The following is a 17058-nucleotide window of genomic DNA, read 5'->3' as shown; positions in this document are numbered from 1 at the left end:
ACGACGTCGATCCCGCGGACCGTGTACTGGTCGTAGAAGTCCTCGAGGTGGGCGCGCAGCTCGTCCTTGGTGTGCAGTTCCACCAGGGTGCCGGTGTGCGCCACATAGTCCCGGACGCCGGTCTGGATCTCGGGGTGCGCCAGGTCCACGATCGCGTCGACGTCCCCGGCGCGGTACGCGTCGAGGAGCCTCCCGTGCAGCCCCGCCACGGCGAACCGGCTCGCCAGCGCGCCGTCGGCCGGGTCGCCCGGCATCACGTGGCGCTGGGTGCGGCCCCAGAAGAGCTCCCCGGTGATGCCGTCGGAGCCCATGGTCGGGAACAGCACGATGACCGGCCGCTCGGTCTCCTCACCGGTCGTCTTCAGCCGGCCGCGCCCCACCCCGCTGACGAAGCTGTACCAGGGGGCGTGCAGTTCCGCGACGGGGCGGATGGCCACCACCGCGGAGAAGCGGTGCATGTTGCGGTAGGTCGCGGCGATCTCGTCGTACGTCGTGACGAGGCGCTGCGTGGGGAGTTCCTTCCCCTCCTCCACGCCGGGGCTGATGGTGTAGGCGTACGGTCCGCTGGGCGCCAGCGTCGCCAGGATGTCGTCGACGACGTCGACGTACTCGGCCCTCCACATGCCGCCATGTCGTCGCTGCGGTGCTCACTTGCAGGTCCGAGGTGCTGAGTAGTTCCTCGGTCTTCGCCCGGTCCTTCACGATCGTCTCTCCTCGCCCGATGCCCGATGCCCGATGCCGGATGTCCGATGCCGGATCTCCGATGGGGCGGCTGCCCCACGGGCTGATCGAAGCGAAGGCGGCCGACGTCTCCCGGACAGCCACCTGACAGCAAGCAGACGTGGTGTACGTCACGCAGGATCGGTCACTGAGAGGGTACCGCGGGAGCCGCCGTCGTCCCCCGGATCTCCAGCGCCGGCACCGCGAGTTGGACCCCGCCCTCTCCCCCTGCGCCCGCCAACCGGTCGGTCAGACAGCGGGCCGCGCGGCGGCCGACCTCGTGGCTGGTGTTGTCGACCGTGGTGAGCCAGACATGGCGCAGGCGGGCGATGCTCGTGTTGTCGTACCCGGCGACGGACAGGTCGCGCGGGACACGCAGCCCCAGCTCCTCGGCCGCGGACAGCGCGCCGATCGCGGCGATGTCGTTGACGGCGAAGACGGCCGTGGGCCGCTCGGGGCGGCTGAGCAGACGGACGGTGGTGCGGTAACCGCCCTCCTCGGTCATGTCGCTGGGCTCGACCACCGCCTCGCCCGCGAGGCCGTGCTCCCGCATCGTCGCCTCGAAGCTCCGCCGGCGCAGCTCGCCAACCGCTCCGTACCCCGCGATGTGCGCGATGCGACGGTGCCCCAGGCCGATGAGGTGCTCGGCGACCAGGCGGGCGCCCCGCTCGTCGTCGCCCGCCACGACGTCCACGCCGGACGGCACCGGCTCACGGGCACCGGCCACCACGACCGGGATCCGCGCGGCCACCGCTTCCAGCGCGGCCGGGTCGGGCAGCGTGCCGACCACGACCAGGCCGTCGACCCGCAGGTCCAGCAGCGGGCCCGCCGGATCCTGGCCGGTACGGCGGTTGAGGCGGGCGTCGGCCAGCAGCATGTGCAGGCCGTTGTCGTGGAGCAGGGAGTTGAGCCCGTCCAGCATGTCCACGAACCACGGGTTGCGCAGGTCGTTCAGGAGGACGCCGACCGTGCGGGTGCGCTGCTCGCTGAGGCTGCGGGCAGCGGCGTTGGGGCGGTAGCCGAGCTCGCGCACGGCCCGCAGGACGGCGTCCCGTTTCTCCGGGCGCACCTGGTCGGAGCCGCGCAGCACCAGCGAGACCAGTGACTTGGAGACGCCGGCCCGGTCGGCCACGTCGCGGATCGTCGGCGGTCTCATGACATGGACCGTTCCATGAGCCGGCTGGGCTTGTCAAAGAGTTGACACCGGGCGGAAACGGCACCCAAGGTGGCCTGGACAGAAAATGGACCGGTCCAAAGAAGGGCTGTCATGGTGGAATCGCTCGGTGTCGCCGTCGTCGGGTTCGGCTGGATGGGCCGGGTGCACACCCAGGCGTACGCCCGTGTCCTGCACCACTATCCGCAGCTGGCGGTGCGGCCGCAGCTGGTGGCCGTCGCCGAGGACGTACCGGGCCGGGCCGAGGAGGCCGCCGCGCAGTTCGGGTTCGCCTCCGCCACCCGTGACTGGCGCGAGGTCGCCGCCGACCCGCGTGTGCGGGCCGTCAGCATCACCGCCCCGAACTTCCTGCACCGCGAGATCGGCGTCGCGATGGCCGAGGCCGGCAAGCACATCTGGATCGAGAAGCCGGTGGGCCTGACGGTGGCCGACGCCCAGGCCGTCGCCGACGCCGTCGCCAAGGCCGGCGTCCGGAGCACGGTCGGCTTCAACTACCGCAACGCGCCCGCCGTCGAGGCCGCCCGCGAGATCGTCGCCTCCGGCGAGATCGGCGCCGTCACGCACGTCCGCATCCGCCTCTTCAGCGACTACGCCGCCCATCCGGACGGCGCCCTGACCTGGCGGTACGAGAAGGAGCGCGGCGGCAGCGGCGTCCTCGGCGACCTCGCCTCCCACGGCGCCGACCTCGCCCGGCACCTCCTCGGCGACATCGCCTCCCTCACCGCCGACACCGCCGTCTTCATCCCCGAACGCGCCCGCCCCACGGGCGCCACCGCCGGCCACACCCTGGCCACCGGCGGCGAACTCGGCCCCGTCGAGAACGAGGACTACGTGAGCTGCCTGCTCCGCTTCGCCTCCGGCGCCCGCGGCGTTCTGGAGGCCTGCCGGGTCTCGGTCGGCGAGCAGAACAACTACGGCTTCGAGGTGCACGGCACCAAGGGCGCGGTCTTCTGGGACTTCCGCCGCATGAACGAGCTCGGCGTCAGCCGCGGCACCTCCTATCAGGACCAGCCCGTCAGCACGGTCTACGTCGGCCCCGGCGCCGGCGAGTTCGGCGCCTTCCAGCCGGGCGCCGCGAACGCCATGGGCTACGACGACCTCAAGGTCATCGAGGCGTACCGCTTCCTGCGCTCGATCGCCGAGGGCACACCGCACGGGGCCACGCTCCAGGACGCCGTACACAGTGCCGCCGTACTGGACGCGATGGTGCGGTCGGCGCAGAGCGGCGCGTGGGTGGACGTGACCCCGGAGGCGTGACGGCCCGTCAGCGGGCCCTGGCGGCCCGCAGACCGGTCGCCACCTTGACCGGGGCCAGGGCGAGCCAGAACCACATGGCCGCGGAACCGATGGCCAGGGCGAGCGGGATGCTGAGGGAGAACACCGCCACCGTCACCGCCATGTCGAGCGCGAAGAGGCGGAAGCCCTCCGGTGGCGCCGCCCCGCCGCACAGCCAGGGGCGCCCGGCCAGGACGAGGAGCAGCGCGAGGTGGGCGGCGCCGAGGGATGCGACCGCCCCCGCGTAGGCGGCCACCGACGCAGGCTCGTTGCCGTACTCGGCGATGAGCTTGGTGGGGAAGGGCAGCAGGGCCGCCACGCCCAGGCCCAGGACGGACAGCGCGATCACCTGTCCGTCGATCTGCCGGACGAGGCCGAAGATCCGGCGGTGCTCACGCCAGAAGGCACCGAGCACCAGCACGGTGAGCGCGTAGGCGCCGAGGTTCGGGACCAGTTCGTGCAGGGCGTCGTGGTACTGCGCCGAGTCGAGTCCCCGTGGCACATAGAAGTCCAGGACCAGCAGCGTGATGGCGATGGCGAACACTCCGTCGGCGAGCGCCACCAGTCGCTCGGGCCCGCCGTCCGGGTTCGATTTCCACATGCCCACGACGGTAGGGAGCGGTGGCCCGCCGAGCGGGCATACACGCCAGGTGCACGCCCCCGATCGTCACCCGATGGGCGCGGGCATGTTGTACGGCGTCACCACCTGGATCGCCGACGGCAGCGTGGGACCCGCGGGCGGCAGCGCGCCGTGGGCCCGCATGACGATGCGGCAGGCCTCGCGCATGTCCTGACGCAGGTCGTGGTGGAGTACGGCGGACAGGCGCTGCTCGCGCAGCAGGCGGGTGTTGTCGTGGTCGAGGTCGTGCGCCACGAACACCGCGCACGCGCGGCCCAGGTCCTCGAAGGCCCGCAGGGTCGCGATGTTGCCGCCGCCGATCGAGTAGACCGCGCGGATCTCCGGGTCGCGCTCCAGGGCGGCCCGCACGAGGTCGTACTGGGTGGCGTCCAGGCCCTGTCCCTCGGCCAGTTCGACCAGGGTGCGCTCGGGATGCCGGGCGCGCATGGCGCTGCGGAAGCCCATCTCGCGCTCCTCCTCGTTGCGGAAGAAGCCGCTGCTGAGGCTGGTGAGGACATGACCGGGGCGGTCGCCGAGCCACTGGCCCATCAGGTACGCCGCGGTCGCCCCGGCGGCCCGGTTGTCGATGCCGACGTAGGCGAGGCGCGGCGTGGAGGGCAGGTCGGTCACGAGGGTGACCACCGGTATGCCCGCCTCCGCGAGCCGGGCGACGGCGGCGGTGACCTCGGGGACGTCCGGGGCCTTGAGGATCACGCCTTGCGAACCGCGCCGCGCGATCCGGTCCAGCGTCCGCGTCAGCTCCGCCACGGGTCCCGTCTCCCGGAAGTGGAAGCGCGAGCGCACGACGGCCGGGTGCAGACCCGGCAGCTCGGCCTCCAGGGCGGCCCGCACGGCGGTGGAGAACCGCTCCGGCGCCTGCATCACGATGTCGATCATGAAGGTACGGCCCACCAGCCGGACCTGGGTGCGCTGCCGGTCGAGGTCGGCGATGGCCTGGTGGACCTCCCGTGCGGTGCTCTCGCGCACTCCTCCCCTGCCGTTCAGGACCCGGTCGACGGTGGCCTCGCTGAGGCCTGCCTGACGTGCGATCTCCCGGATCGGGAAGGGGTGGCCCATGCCGATGCTCCCGTAGCTGGTCTTGAGGGGTTTTTGATGGCCGCCTGCTGGTTGTTCGACGGGTTTGTACTGACAAGAATGACAGCGCTGAGTCGCCCCTGTCACCGAGAGGACGCCGATGTCCTACACCTCCGTACATCGCCGTGCGTGGCTGTCCGAGCAGGACTGCGACCTCGCCTCCTTCCGTGAACTCGTCGAGCGGACCACCGACCTCGCCGACTACCCGTACGCCTCCGCCGTGGAGCGGGGCGTCCTGCTCTACGACAGCGACCGGGTGCGTCGGGCCGACGACCCGCGTGCGGTGCGCGCCGAACTGGTCCGCGCCCTCACCGCCGGTCCGGGCATCGTGGTCTTCCAGGGGGCCTTTCCCGACCTGGGTGTCGTTGACCGGCTCAGCGCCGTCTTCGATGCCCTGATCGCCGAGCAGCGCGCCTCGGGCACGAACGCCGGGGACCACTTCGCCAAGCCGGGCGCCAACGACCGGGTGTGGAACGCGCTGGAGAAGGCGGCACTGTACGACCCGGAGGCGTTCGCCGACTACTACGCCAACGACATCCTGGCGCTCGTCCCGACCGCCTGGCTCGGACCCGGCTACCAGGTCACCTCACAGGTGAACGTGGTCAACCCCGGCGGCGCGGCGCAGACCGTGCACCGCGACTACCACCTGGGTTTCCTCTCCAACGAGGCCGCGGCCGCCTACCCGGCCCATGTCCACGCCCTCTCCCCCGTGCTCACCCTGCAGGGCGCCGTCGCGCACTGCGACATGCCGGTGGAGTCCGGGCCGACGATGTACCTGCCGTACTCGCAGACGTACGAGCCCGGCTATCTGGCGTGGCGGCTCCCCGAGTTCCAGGCCTACTTCGAGGAACACCACGTCCAGCTCCCCCTCGCCAAGGGCGACGCGGCCTTCTTCAACCCGGCGCTGTTCCACGCGGCCGGCACCAACCGGTCCGCGGACATCCGGCGCATGGCGAACCTCCTCCAGGTGTCCTCCGCGTTCGGGCGGGCCATGGAGACGGTGGACCGGGAGGCGGTGGCCAACGCCGTCTTCCCCGTGTTGCTGGGGCGCCGGGCCGAGGGCGCGGACGAGGCCTGGCTGGCGAACGTGATCGCCGCGAGCGCCGAGGGCTACCCCTTCCCCACCAATCTCGACAGCGATCCGCCGGTGGCCGGGCTGGCCCCGCCGTCGCAGGCGGACGTCGTACGGCGCGCGCTGCGCGAGGCATGGACTCCCGGGGCTCTGCGGGAAGAGCTGCGGGCCGGCGCCGAGCGGCGCCAGAGCTGAAAGGACCCGGAAAGCATGGGACTTCTCGACGACAAGGTCGTCCTCGTCAACGGCGGCAGCCAGGGCGTGGGCGCCGCCATCGCGCGGGCGGCCGTCCGTGAGGGTGCATTCGTGGCCGTCACCGGGCGGCGCGCCGAGCCCGGTGAGGCACTGGTGGCCGAGCTCGCCGCCCAGGGTGGCAAGGCCATGTTTGTGCAGGCCGACCTGTCGGACGCCGAGCAGGCCAAGGCGTCCGTCGCCGAGGTCGTCGACGCGTACGGCCGGATCGACTGCCTGGTCAACTCCGCGGGGCTGACGTCCCGGGGCACGCTGCTCGACACCACGCCCGAGCTGTTCGACCAGCACATCGCGATCAACCTCAAGGCGCCGTTCTTCGCGATGCAGGCCGCCGTCCAGGACATGGTCGCGCGGGGGGCACCTGGCACGATCGTCAACATCATCACGTCCTCGGCGCACGGCGGGCAGCCGTTCCTCGCGCCGTACGTCTCCGCCAAGGCCGGGCTCATCGGCCTGACCCGCAACGCCGCGCACGCGCACCGCTGGGACCGGATCCGGATCAACGGCCTGAACATCGGCTGGACGGCGACGGAGGGCGAGGACGCCACGCAGAAGGCGTTTCACGGGGCCGGGGACGACTGGCGCGAAGCGGCTGCCGCCAGGCTGCCGATGGGGAAGCTCGGCCAGCCGGACGAGATCGCCGACTTCGTGGTGTTTCTGTTGTCGGAGCGGTCCGGGGTGGTCACCGGGTCCGTGATCGACTGGGACCAGAACGTATTGGGAGGACTCGACTAAGGATTTGCCACGCATTGCCGTCAGTCGTGTGCGGCGCCTTCGTGGCTTGTCGCGCAGTTCCCCGCGCCCCTGAAGGGCGCTGCAGCACCCCCACCTCAAGGAGCAACACCCCATGCGCATCGGAATCCTCGGCCTCGGCCGCATCGGCGCCTTCCACGCCGAGACCCTGTCCGGACTCGACGCGGTCGACTCCCTCGTCGTCACCGACCCGTTCGCGGACGCCGCCAAGGCCGCCGCGGAGCGGTTCGGCGCCGAGGTCGTGGACTCGCCCGACGCCCTGCTGGCGGCCGGCGTGGACGGCATCGTCGTCGCGGCCGCGACCGACGCCCACCCCGCGCTGATCCTGGCCGGTGTCGAGGCCGGCATCCCCGTCTTCTGCGAGAAGCCCGTCGCCAAGACCATGGCCGAGGGCGTCGAGGTGCTGAAGGCCGTCCAGGGCAAGGACGTGCCGATCCAGATCGGCTACAACCGCCGCTTCGACACCGGGTTCGTGGGCGCCCGCGCCGCCGTGCAGAGCGGCGAGCTCGGCCAGTTGCACACGGTCCGCTCGACCACGCTGGACCCGGCGCCGCCGCCCGCCGCGTACATCGCCGCCTCCGGTGGCATCTTCCGGGACTGCTCGGTGCACGACTTCGACATCATCCGCTGGGTGACCGGCCGCGAGGTGACCGAGGTGTACGCCGTCGGCGGCAACAAGGGCGCCGACTACATCAAGGAGGCGGGCGACGCCGACACCACCGGCGCGATCCTCACCCTGGACGACGGCACCATCGCGGTGGTCTCCAACTCACGCCACAACGCCCGGGGTTACGACGTCCGCATGGAGATCCACGGCTTCCAGGACTCCATCGCGGTGGGCCTGGAGGACAAGCTGCCGCTGCGCTCGGTCGAGCCCGGCGTGACGTTCCCGGCGGGCACCCCGCACGACTTCTTCATGGACCGCTTCACGGCGGCCTACCGTGCCGAACTCACCGCGTTCACCGAGGTCGTGGCCGGCACCCGGCCCTCCCCGTGCACGATCGAGGACGCCCTGGAGGCCGGCTGGATCGCGGACGCGTGCACACTGTCGCTGCACGAGCACCGTCCGGTGACGATCGAGGAGGTACGACAGGGATGAACGACTCGAGCCCGGAACCGCTGCGCATCGGAGTGCTGGGCGCGGCACGCATCACCGAGCTCTCCCTCGTCGGCCCGGCCCGCACGACCGGCCACCGCCTCGTCGCGGTGGCCGCGCGCGACCGGTCCCGCGCCGCGGCGTTCGCCGACGAGCACGACGTGGAGCGGGTGGTGGACTCCTACGCCGACCTGCTCGCCGACCCCGAGGTCGAGGTCGTCTACAACCCCCTCGCCAACGGCCTGCACGGGCCGTGGAACCTCGCCGCGCTCGCGGCCGGCAAGCACGTCCTGACGGAGAAGCCGTCGGCGAGCAACGCCGAGGAGGCGGCCGAGGTCCGGGAGGCGGCCGGCAAGTCCGGGACCGTCTTCATGGAGGCGTTCCACTACCTCTTCCACCCCGTCACCCGGCGCCTGCACGAGATCCTGGCGAGCGGTGAACTCGGGGAGCTGCAGCGGGTGGAGACGCTGGTCGCCATTCCGGCACCGGACGACTCCGACCCGCGCTGGTCGCTGCCGCTCGCCGGCGGCGCCGTGATGGACCTCGGCTGCTACAGCCTGCAGGCGGTGCGGATGCTCGCGTCCTGGGCGGGCGGTGCCCCGCGCCTCGCGTCCGCGCGGGGCGGGGAGCGGGCGGGCGCGCCGGGCGTCGACGAGTGGCTGGACGCCGAGCTGGAGTTCCCGGGCGGGGCAACCGCGTCCGCTCGCTGCCACATGGCGTACGGCGAGCTGGAGATGAGCTGCCGGATCGTCGGCACGGAGGGCGAGGCGCTGGCGCCGAACTTCGTGCTGCCGCACCGCGACGACAGGGTCGTGGTGCGCACGGCGGACGGTGAGCGCAACGAGCGGCTGGGCACGCGTTCCTCGTACACCTACCAGCTGGAGGCGCTCGCCGCGCACATACGCCGGGACGCTCCGCTGCCGCTGGATGCCGAGGACGCGCTGGCGACGATGGAGCTGATCGACGAGGCTTACCGGGCGGCGGGGTTCGAGCCGCGGCCGCGCACGACGGTGGGGTGACGCCCGAGCCGGGGGATCGGACCATGCCCGGACGGGTCAAAATCTCGGCCGTCCCGGACGGTGGAGCGGGCAACGGCCCTCGCAAAGCGGCGTAGGCAGGGACCACGGTCACGGCACCGTGGCCCGTGCCCGCCACCGCGACGAGGCGGTGGCCGCTGCGCACGGACGAGCACGACAGCTCAGCTCTCCCGCTCATGCGGGATCAATCGCACGCTATGGGCGAGGGGTTAAGGGGCCGCAAAGGCCGGATAAAGCAGGCGCCGTGCGGGGCAGCACATGACGGGGAGCACGTCAGGGCCGGTCGGCGGTTCGGCCCGGCTCAGCGGGACGGCGCCGACCGGCCGGACGGCCCGGACGGTCAGGGAACGGACGTGATCATCCCGGAGGCCTCGAGCCGCTTCGGGTCCGCCCGCAGGATGGCCTCCTGGGCAAGCCGCAGCGCCGGCCCCGGCTCGACCCCGAGTTCCTCCTTGAGCACCCGGCGCGCGCGGCGGTAGACCTGCAGCGCGTCTCCCTGGCGGCCCACCCGGTACAGGGCGACCATCAGCTGACGGTAGAAGGGCTCCCGCAGGGGATGCTGCACGAGAAGGCCCTTCAGCCGCTCGCACACTTCATGATGCCGGCCGAGTGCCAGCGAGGAGTCGATGCTCAGCTCGGCGCAGTTCAGCCGCTTCTCCTCCTGCACAGCCGCGAACGAGTCGATGTCCAGCGACCCCGGAATACCCTCCAGAACAGGCCCTCGCCACAGCGACAGTGCCCTGTGCAGGAGCTCGGATGCGTGCTGGAAATCGGCCGCGGAGTACCGTTCTCGGCCACGACTGTAGAGCGTCTCGAATTCATGAAAATCGGTCACCGCGCCGCTTACATCGAGAATGTACCCGGGCGGGGTCGTGACGATCGGGGATGCTTGCTGATCGCCGTTCAACAATTTCCGCAGCTGTGAGACGTACACCCGCAGGCTCGTGGACGCGCAGCGCGGCGGCTCCCGCTCCCACAGTTCCGCCATGAGCTTTTCCCCCGGCACCGTCTCACCCGCCCTGACCAGCAGCAGGGCGAGGAGCTTGGCGAGTTTGGGCGGCTCGGGTGTGAGATCGGCGCCGCCGCGGGACACCCGCAGCCGCCCCAGTAGCGCATAGTGCAGAGTTTGGTCAGCCACTAAAGGGGACAGGGACACGGCAACCCCCCGAATGCGTGGAACGCATTCAACTAAATTTCGGATCCCCCGTCCGCCCCTGGTCTGGGGCGCCAAATGCTCAGCGATTTCGTCGCTATGGCGTGCAGCATATGCGAGCTTGTTCTTCGATACCAGTCTCGCTCGTTACACGGTTATTAAGGAGAATGAAATTCGGCGGTCCGGCGACAGGCAGCCGGAAAGAAATCGGTCGCCTCATGGGAACCGCCGGACGGCTGAGAGCCGAGCAGCCCGGCCCGCGGGGAGCGGGCCGGGCTGCTTCGGGCTGGATGTGCCGCGGACCGGCCGCCGCCGGTCAGGCCGCCGCCGCTCGGTCCGCCCCGAGAGTCTCGAGCAGCCATGAGAAGAGCCGGTCGTGGAACAGGCGCATGGCACCGGAGTGGCAGTGCGCCCCGCCGCCCTCGTCGGCCGTGAAGACGTGGAGCGTCTTGGGCGAGTTCAGGCCCGTGTACACCTTCTTCGCGTGCTCCAGCCCGGTGAAGAACAGGTCCTCCTCCGCGTCGAGGACGAGCACGGGACAGCGCACCTGACCGATCACATCGGACAGGGCGAACGCCGGCAGCCGACGCACCAGTTCGGCGGGGGTGTCGGCGTCGAAGGTCCACAGGGCGTGCCGCAGCAGCCAGCGGGTGAAGGTCTGCTGCGCGGCGATTCCCCACATCACCGGATTGGCGAAGTCGTCGTGGCCCTGCTCGACCCACTCCAGCACGAACGGCGGCAGCGCCACGACATCGCCCAGCTGCCAGACCGCGTCGTGGGCGACGCAGCCGGCCAGCCGGTGCTCGAACGCGGCGGCGCGCACGGCGAGCAGGCCGCCTAGGCTGGTCCCGACCAGCACCACGCGGTCGGGGTCCACACCCGGCAGGGACAGCGCGTGGTCCACGACCGGCGTGACCACGCTCTCCCAGTCGGGCCTGAAGGCCAGGCCCTGGTCGCGAAGGACCGAGCCCTGACCCGGCCCTTCGAAGCAGAGACAGTCGTAGCCGTGGGCGATCGCCGCGGCCGCCACGAAGAAATAGCCCTCCTCTAGGGTGGAGTCCAGGCCGCCGTGGTGGATGACCAACGGCCTCGGCCCGTCGGAGTCGTCCGCCCGGTAGAGGTAGCCGGGCAGTGAGGTGTCCTCGTAGGGGATGCGCACGAACTCCGGTGGCCGCTCCATGAGTTCGGCGGCGTCGGCGAAGGTCTCCCGGGACAGCCGCATCAGCCGGAGGGCCTCCGGGCCCTGGGGGTCGTCGCGCTGGAAGAACTCGGCGGTCCGGTAGTAGTTGTGCGCCCGCAGCAGTGCGGCGCGCGCGTCGTCGCGGCGGCCCTCGCCCCGGGCGGCGGTGCCCAGCCGGTGGGCCCGTTCGGCGAGGGAGGCCCACTCGTGCCGCCAGGCTTCGGTGTCGCCGTTCGGGATGAGCGAGGCGACCGCGACGACCTCGCCCAGCTGCGCACCGCCGTAATCGGCGTAACCGGCGGTGCGCAGCGCCTGGTAGTCGAAGGCGGGGTCGTCGAAGAGGAATTTCATGGCTGCGGCTCCTGTGGTGGTGGGGAGTACTCCGATGCTGTGCCGGGTCGCGCTCCGGCAGGGGTCGTGCGGGTTCCGTTCAAGAACGTGTCGACGATCGACTCGGCGAACGCGCTTGATTCGACGGCGCGTTGACGCAGGATCAGACGGGCGGCCATCGGTCCGGTCAGGATCTCGACCGCATCCTCCAGGTCGAGGTCGGCACGTAGCTCGCCCCTGTCGACGCCTTCGCGCAGCGTCGCCAACAGGGCCTCGTGCCGGGCGGCGGTGACGGTCTCCTCGAATCGCTCCACCAGTTGCGGGCGGCGCACCGCCTCGCCGAGCAGGCTGCCGATCAGCCGGTGCAGCGGGGTGTCCTGGCCGCGGTGGCGCAGCTGGTCCACGAGGGTCACCAGCTTGTCCCGCAGGCTCAGTCCGGTCAGCGGCGGCACGGGAAGGTCAAGGGTGCTCAGCGCGGCGAGCACCAGCTCCTCCTTGTTGCGCCAGCGGCGGTAGATGGTGGCGCGGGCCACCCCGGCACGCTGGGCGATCAGGTCCATGGACAGGTCGCCGAAGCTGCACCCCTCGCTGAGCAGGGCGAGGGCGCCGTCCAGGATCGCCCGGTCGGCGGCGGGGTCGCGCTGGCGGCCGCCCCGGGCGGTGCGTCCCGGGGCGGGCGCCGACTGGTCGACGGGTGGCGGCATACGGGTTCAGACCTCCGCGGTGTAGGGCTCTTCGGCGATCGTCTTTTCGGCGCCGGTCCTGCCTGGGGCCGTACGGGAGGGCAGGAGCAGCAGGGCGGCGAGGGCGCCGAGGAGCGTGACGCCCACGGCGACGAGGGACGTGAGGTGCATGGCGGAGACGAACGCGTCGACCGCGCGGGCCTCGATGGCGGCGCCGTGCGGGCCCAGTTCCCGGGCGGCGGTGAGGGTGGCGGCGACGGACTCCTCCGCCGGGTCGCGGACCGCGGCGGGCAGCGGCGCCAGGTGGTCCTCGATCCGGGAGCGGTAGGCCAGGGAGAGCACTGAGCCCAGGACCGCGACGCCGAGGGCGCCGCCCACCTGCCGGAAGGTGGTGCTGACCGCCGCTCCGGTGCCGGACCGGCCTTGGCCGACGGCGGACATGGCGGCGGAGGTCGCCGGGGGCATCACGCAGGCGATGCCGACGCCCATGAGGAACAGGACGGACTCCAGGACCCAGACCTCGGTCCCCTCGTCGACGGTGGCCACCGCGAGGAAGCCGGCCGAGGTGAGCAGCATCCCGCCGACGCACACCGGCCGGACCCCGATCCGCTTGGCGGCGAGCGTCGCGGCCGGTGCGAACGCCAGCTGGGCCACCGCCAGGGGCAGCAGCAGGAGGCCGGCCTCCAGCGGGGTCCAGCCGCGCACGCTCTGGAGGTAGAAGACCAGGAAGAAGGTGGCGCCGAGCAGGCTGAAGAAGACCAGCCCGATGACGGTCACGGCGGCGCTGAAGCGTCGGTCGGTGAACAGGGTGAGGTCCAGGGCGGGACACCGGCTGCGGTGTTCCCAGACGGCGAACAGGCTCAGGACGGCGAGGCCGCCGAGCATCGGCCCCCAGACGGCGGGGTCCGTCCAGTCGTCGGACTCGCCCCCGTTGATCACCCCGTACACCAGGGCGGTCAGGCCGACGACGGACAGGGCGACGCCGAGCGGGTCGAGGCCTCCGTGTCCGGCGTCCCGGGACTCGGGCACGACGAACAGCACGGCGACGGCGCCGATCAGCACGATGGGCAGGTTGATCAGGAACACCGAGCCCCACCAGAAGTGCTCCAGCAGCAGGCCACCGGTGACGGGGCCCAGCGCCACGGCGAGTCCGGCGGCGCCGGCCCAGACACCGATGGCCTTGGCTCGTTCGGCGGGCGGGAAGACGGCCATGATGATCGCCAGAGTGGCGGGCAGCACGAGGGCGCCTCCGACGCCCAGTCCGGCCCGAGCGACGACGAGTTCGCCGGCACTGTGCGCGTGGGCGGACCACAGGGAACAGCCACCGAACACGACGAGCCCGGCCAGCAGCGTCCGCTTGCGTCCCCAGCGGTCGGCGAGCACACCGGTGGTGAAGAGCAGGGCGGCGAAGACGAGCGTGTAGGAGTCGATCGACCATTGCAGCTCGCTCTGCGTGGCCCCCAGGCCGACGGGTGCCGGCTCGGCGAGTGTCTTCAGGGCCACGTTCAGGATCGAGGTGTCCAGGACGACGAGCAGGAGGCCGACCAGCAGGACCGCCAGCACGCGCCACCGGTGCGGGTGCGCGGCCGACGGGGTCCGCTCGGCAGGCCTGAGGTGAGGCTGAGAAGTCACGGATTCCGCTCCTCGGTAAGAGGGGGGTGCGTGAGCTGAGTGCCGTTCTCGTGCCGTGTACCGCCGACGCTAGACCCGGCGACCAATCGAGTCAACGGTGTATCGAAACAACCCTGACTCGATTGCCGGTTGCCGCACACCCCCCGAAACTCGCCCTCGGGAAGCGGCAGTTACAGGCCGTCCGGACCCAGCGCCCCGGCGACGAGGAACCGCCCCGCTACCCGGTCGCAGCGCAGTCGCCACCCGGGCTCCGTCTCAAGAGACCACCAGCCGTCGCCGTCTGGTCCCGGGCGGAGGCACAGTCGTGCGAAGTCCCGTGCCAGCCCGACGCCTTGTGCCTTCGTACAGGCCTCCTTGAGCGTCCACAGCCGCACCAGCTGCTGATTCCGCTCGGCCGGCGCCAGCCCGGACAGCTCCGCCAGCTCCCGCGGATGGCAGAACCTCTCGGCCAGTCCGGGCGTCAGCAGCGGGCGGTCCGACGCCTCCACGTCCACTCCGATCGGACGGCCGCGGGCGGCCCCGACCACCAGCATTCCGGCCGTATGACTGATGGCCACGTCCAGCCCGTCGGGCTCGTGCAGGACCGGCCGCCCCCGGCCGTCGCGGCCCAGCACGACGCGGTCCGGCTCCACACCGGCCACCGCTGCCACGGTGTGGCGCAGCAGCAGTCGCGAGCCCAGCAGCCGTGCCCGCACGAGGGGTTCGCGTGCCGCGCAGTACCGCGACCAGTCCGGCCCGAGCAGTTCGCGCGTGCCGGGGCCGGGCTGTCGCCCCCAGTCCACCGGCCGGCCGTGGCAGACCGCGTAGCCGTGCCGCCGCGCGGCCTCCCGGACCGCATGCCACCCCACCGCGGGCAGCGGACCGACAGGGAGGGGTTCACCCCCCACCGGAAGAGCGTCCGGTTCGGTCATGACATCCCCTTCTGCCCACCTCTTGACCGGCACCCCGTGCCAGGGCTGAAACGTGCCGCCCCGTGCACACACCGTTGTACCGGCTCCAGCGGGCACCGTCGGCGCAACCCCCAACCCTTGACGTGCATGCCAATTTCCGCTTTACGCCGCCTTTTCACGGCACCCGGAGGCTGAGAGGCACCGGATGGCACTCGGTGCCTCCGGGATGTTCCACACCGCACCGGTCACCGACCGCGGAAAGGACAGCCTGTGCCGCACCAGCACCGAACGTTGACCGACGCCGTACGCGCCGGCGTGGACCGCCATCCCGAACGTGCCGCGTTCGTGTATCTGCACGAGGACGGCCCGGCCATGCGGCCGGAAGAGATCGGCTACGCCGAACTGGACCGGCGGGCGCGCCTCGTCGCCGCCCGGCTGCGCCACGCGTCCAAGGGCGATCCCTCGCGCCCGGTCCTGTTGCTCTATCCGCCGACCCTCGACTTCGTGACGGCCTTCCTCGGCTGCTTCTACGCCGGGCGTACGGCCATTCCCGCGCCCCTGCCCGACGAGCCGGGCGAACGCCTGGCCCGGGTCAGCGGCATCCTGCGGGACGCGAAGGTGGGCGCCGTGCTGACGCTCCCCGAGTACCGGCAGGCCATCGGAGCCTGGCTGGCCGCCGCCGGAGAGGGGGACGTGGTGTGCCTGTCGACCGGCCCGGACGACCAGGACGGTGCCGATCCCGATCTGTGGGTACCGCCCGTCGTACGCGACACCGACGTGGCCTTCCTCCAGTACAGCTCGGGCTCGACCAGCGAACCCAAGGGCGTCATGGTCACGCACGCCAATCTGGCCGCCAACCAGGAGGCCATCCGCACCGCGATGCGGACCCCTGAGGGTGTCGTGGCGGGCAGCTGGCTGCCCCTCTATCACGACATGGGGCTCATCGGGATGACCCTCCAGCCCCTGTGGGTGGGCGGCACCAGCGTGCAGATGTCACCGGTCTCCTTCATCAAGCAACCGCACCGCTGGCTCCGCATGATCCACGACTATCGCGTCGAGGGCACCGCCTCGCCCAACTTCGGCTACGACCTGTGCGTCCGGCGCGTCACCGAGGAGCAGTCGGCGGGGCTGGACCTGTCCAGCCTGCGGGTGGCGCTCAACGGGGCCGAGCCGGTGCGCGCCGACACCCTGCGCGCCTTCGTCCGGCGCTTCGCCGGCAACGGGCTGCGCGCCGAGTCCCTGCTGCCGTGCTACGGCCTGGCCGAGAACACCCTGCTGGTCTCCGGCGGCGACACCGAGGCGCCGCACCTCGAACTCACCGTGGACGCCGTCGCGTTGGAGCGGGACGAGCTGCGGCCCGTGCGCAGCGACCGCCCGGCCCGGACCCTCGTGGGCTGCGGCCGGCCGACGGACACCGAGGTCCTGATCGTGGACCCGATGACCCGTCAGGTGCTGCCCGACAGCCGGATCGGCGAGATCTGGCTGCGCGGCCCCTCGGTGGCCGCCGGCTACTGGAACCGGCGCGAGCTCAGCACCGAGACGTTCCAGGCGGTCACGGCCGACGGCCGGGCCGGCTGCTTCCGCACCGGCGACCTCGGCGCCCTGCTCGACGGGGAGCTCTACGTCACCGGCCGGATCAAGGAGATGCTCATCCAGCACGGCCGCAATCTCTATCCGCAGGACATCGAGCAGGCCGTCCAGGACTCCGGGGAGGTGTTCCGGCGCGGCGGCGGCGCGGTGTTCACCGTCACCGACGAGGCGTCGAACCGCTCGCACGTGGTCCTGGTGCAGGAGCTCAAGGCCCGCGGGGGCGGCAGCGAGGAGGATCTGGCCCGCCTCGCCGCCTCCGTCCAGGCGCTGCTCAGCCGACAGTTCCAGTTGCCCGGCGTGAGCGTGGTGCTCGTTCGCCCTGGAGTGATCCGCAAGACGACCAGCGGGAAGACCCAGCGCACGCTCATGCGGCAGTTGTTCCTCGACGGCGGCCTGCCCGTGCTGCACCAGCGCCTCCAGGAACCGGTCGCCGCCCTGCTCCCCACCCCGGCACCGGCGACCGAGCCCACCGCCGCCGTGTCCTCCCGCAGCTGAGATCCGGAAGAG

The 17058-nt window shown here is 71.7% G+C and carries 14 protein-coding genes; 6 read left to right on the top strand and 8 right to left on the bottom strand.

Translation table 11 applies throughout. From position 1 onward, the window contains the following. Positions 1 to 865: 865 nt before the first annotated feature. Positions 866 to 1876 carry a LacI family DNA-binding transcriptional regulator gene (locus ACQEV2_RS36965; RefSeq protein ID WP_433051836.1) on the bottom strand — a complete coding sequence of 337 codons (1011 nt, stop codon included), beginning with the start codon at positions 1874 to 1876 and terminating at the stop codon, positions 866 to 868. Between the two features lie 111 nt (positions 1877 to 1987). Here ACQEV2_RS36965 and ACQEV2_RS36960 point away from each other — a divergent pair, with 111 nt between their 5' ends. Further along, a complete protein-coding gene (locus ACQEV2_RS36960) occupies positions 1988 to 3151 on the top strand; it encodes a Gfo/Idh/MocA family protein (RefSeq protein WP_433051833.1) in 1164 nt (387 codons plus the stop codon). Positions 3152 to 3158: 7 nt separating this feature from the next. Here the strand turns inward: ACQEV2_RS36960 and ACQEV2_RS36955 are convergent, their stop codons facing one another. Then, positions 3159 to 3770, bottom strand: coding sequence for a TMEM175 family protein (locus ACQEV2_RS36955; protein WP_433051830.1), 612 nt, complete (start codon positions 3768 to 3770; stop codon positions 3159 to 3161). Between the two features lie 66 nt (positions 3771 to 3836). Then, a complete protein-coding gene (locus ACQEV2_RS36950) occupies positions 3837 to 4865 on the bottom strand; it encodes a LacI family DNA-binding transcriptional regulator (protein WP_433051827.1) in 1029 nt (342 codons plus the stop codon). A gap of 118 nt (positions 4866 to 4983) precedes the next feature. On the opposite strand from ACQEV2_RS36950, the gene ACQEV2_RS36945 reads away from it, so the two are divergent. The 4 genes from ACQEV2_RS36945 to ACQEV2_RS36930 all read left to right on the top strand — a co-directional run bounded on the left by ACQEV2_RS36945 (position 4984) and on the right by ACQEV2_RS36930 (position 9075). Then, positions 4984 to 6150 (top strand): phytanoyl-CoA dioxygenase family protein, encoded by a 1167-nt coding sequence (locus tag ACQEV2_RS36945; RefSeq protein ID WP_433051824.1) that lies wholly within the window; start codon positions 4984 to 4986, stop codon positions 6148 to 6150. 15 nt (positions 6151 to 6165) lie between these two features. After that, positions 6166 to 6942 carry an SDR family oxidoreductase gene (locus tag ACQEV2_RS36940; protein WP_433051821.1) on the top strand — a complete coding sequence of 259 codons (777 nt, stop codon included), beginning with the start codon at positions 6166 to 6168 and terminating at the stop codon, positions 6940 to 6942. A gap of 112 nt (positions 6943 to 7054) precedes the next feature. Further along, positions 7055 to 8059, top strand: a complete 1005-nt coding sequence (locus ACQEV2_RS36935; RefSeq protein ID WP_433051818.1) for a Gfo/Idh/MocA family protein — start codon at positions 7055 to 7057, stop codon at positions 8057 to 8059. Continuing rightward, a complete protein-coding gene (locus tag ACQEV2_RS36930; protein ID WP_433051816.1) occupies positions 8056 to 9075 on the top strand; it encodes a Gfo/Idh/MocA family protein in 1020 nt (339 codons plus the stop codon). Before ACQEV2_RS36935 ends, ACQEV2_RS36930 begins: the two co-directional genes overlap by 4 nt. A 358-nt stretch (positions 9076 to 9433) precedes the next feature. On the opposite strand, the gene ACQEV2_RS36925 is transcribed toward ACQEV2_RS36930, so the two are convergent. From ACQEV2_RS36925 to ACQEV2_RS36905, 5 genes are all read right to left on the bottom strand, one after another. Further along, entirely contained in the window at positions 9434 to 10249 is an 816-nt protein-coding gene (locus tag ACQEV2_RS36925; protein ID WP_433051814.1) for an AfsR/SARP family transcriptional regulator, read from the bottom strand. A 313-nt stretch (positions 10250 to 10562) separates the two neighbouring features. Continuing rightward, a complete protein-coding gene (locus tag ACQEV2_RS36920) occupies positions 10563 to 11777 on the bottom strand; it encodes an alpha/beta hydrolase family protein (protein WP_433051811.1) in 1215 nt (404 codons plus the stop codon). Further along, positions 11774 to 12460: a TetR/AcrR family transcriptional regulator gene (locus ACQEV2_RS36915; protein WP_433051808.1), complete on the bottom strand. Its 687-nt coding sequence runs from the start codon at positions 12458 to 12460 to the stop codon at positions 11774 to 11776. Before ACQEV2_RS36915 ends, ACQEV2_RS36920 begins: the two co-directional genes overlap by 4 nt. A gap of 6 nt (positions 12461 to 12466) precedes the next feature. After that, a complete protein-coding gene (locus ACQEV2_RS36910) occupies positions 12467 to 14071 on the bottom strand; it encodes a DHA2 family efflux MFS transporter permease subunit (protein WP_433051805.1) in 1605 nt (534 codons plus the stop codon). A gap of 170 nt (positions 14072 to 14241) precedes the next feature. Further along, positions 14242 to 14982, bottom strand: a complete 741-nt coding sequence (locus tag ACQEV2_RS36905) for a 4'-phosphopantetheinyl transferase family protein (protein ID WP_433051802.1) — start codon at positions 14980 to 14982, stop codon at positions 14242 to 14244. A gap of 270 nt (positions 14983 to 15252) precedes the next feature. On the opposite strand from ACQEV2_RS36905, the gene ACQEV2_RS36900 reads away from it, so the two are divergent. After that, a complete protein-coding gene (locus ACQEV2_RS36900) occupies positions 15253 to 17046 on the top strand; it encodes a fatty acyl-AMP ligase (protein ID WP_433051799.1) in 1794 nt (597 codons plus the stop codon). Positions 17047 to 17058: the final 12 nt, after the last annotated feature.

The organism is Streptomyces sp. CA-251387 (assembly GCF_050936625.1).
Taxonomy (GTDB): Bacteria; Actinomycetota; Actinomycetes; order Streptomycetales; family Streptomycetaceae; genus Streptomyces.
This window is presented reverse-complemented; position numbering and strand designations above follow the sequence as displayed.

Bases quoted from the DNA above. Each gene is read 5' to 3' on its own strand.
- ACQEV2_RS36935 (WP_433051818.1), top strand. From the start codon at position 7,055: ATGCGCATCGGAATCCTCGGCCTCGGCCGCATCGGCGCCTTCCACGCC.
- ACQEV2_RS36960 (WP_433051833.1), top strand. From the start codon at position 1,988: ATGGTGGAATCGCTCGGTGTCGCCGTCGTCGGGTTCGGCTGGATGGGC.
- ACQEV2_RS36905 (WP_433051802.1), bottom strand. From the start codon at position 14,982: ATGACCGAACCGGACGCTCTTCCGGTGGGGGGTGAACCCCTCCCTGTC.
- ACQEV2_RS36945 (WP_433051824.1), top strand. From the start codon at position 4,984: ATGTCCTACACCTCCGTACATCGCCGTGCGTGGCTGTCCGAGCAGGAC.
- ACQEV2_RS36920 (WP_433051811.1), bottom strand. From the start codon at position 11,777: ATGAAATTCCTCTTCGACGACCCCGCCTTCGACTACCAGGCGCTGCGC.
- ACQEV2_RS36955 (WP_433051830.1), bottom strand. From the start codon at position 3,770: ATGTGGAAATCGAACCCGGACGGCGGGCCCGAGCGACTGGTGGCGCTC.
- ACQEV2_RS36915 (WP_433051808.1), bottom strand. From the start codon at position 12,460: ATGCCGCCACCCGTCGACCAGTCGGCGCCCGCCCCGGGACGCACCGCC.
- ACQEV2_RS36965 (WP_433051836.1), bottom strand. From the start codon at position 1,876: ATGAGACCGCCGACGATCCGCGACGTGGCCGACCGGGCCGGCGTCTCC.
- ACQEV2_RS36930 (WP_433051816.1), top strand. From the start codon at position 8,056: ATGAACGACTCGAGCCCGGAACCGCTGCGCATCGGAGTGCTGGGCGCG.
- ACQEV2_RS36940 (WP_433051821.1), top strand. From the start codon at position 6,166: ATGGGACTTCTCGACGACAAGGTCGTCCTCGTCAACGGCGGCAGCCAG.
- ACQEV2_RS36950 (WP_433051827.1), bottom strand. From the start codon at position 4,865: ATGGGCCACCCCTTCCCGATCCGGGAGATCGCACGTCAGGCAGGCCTC.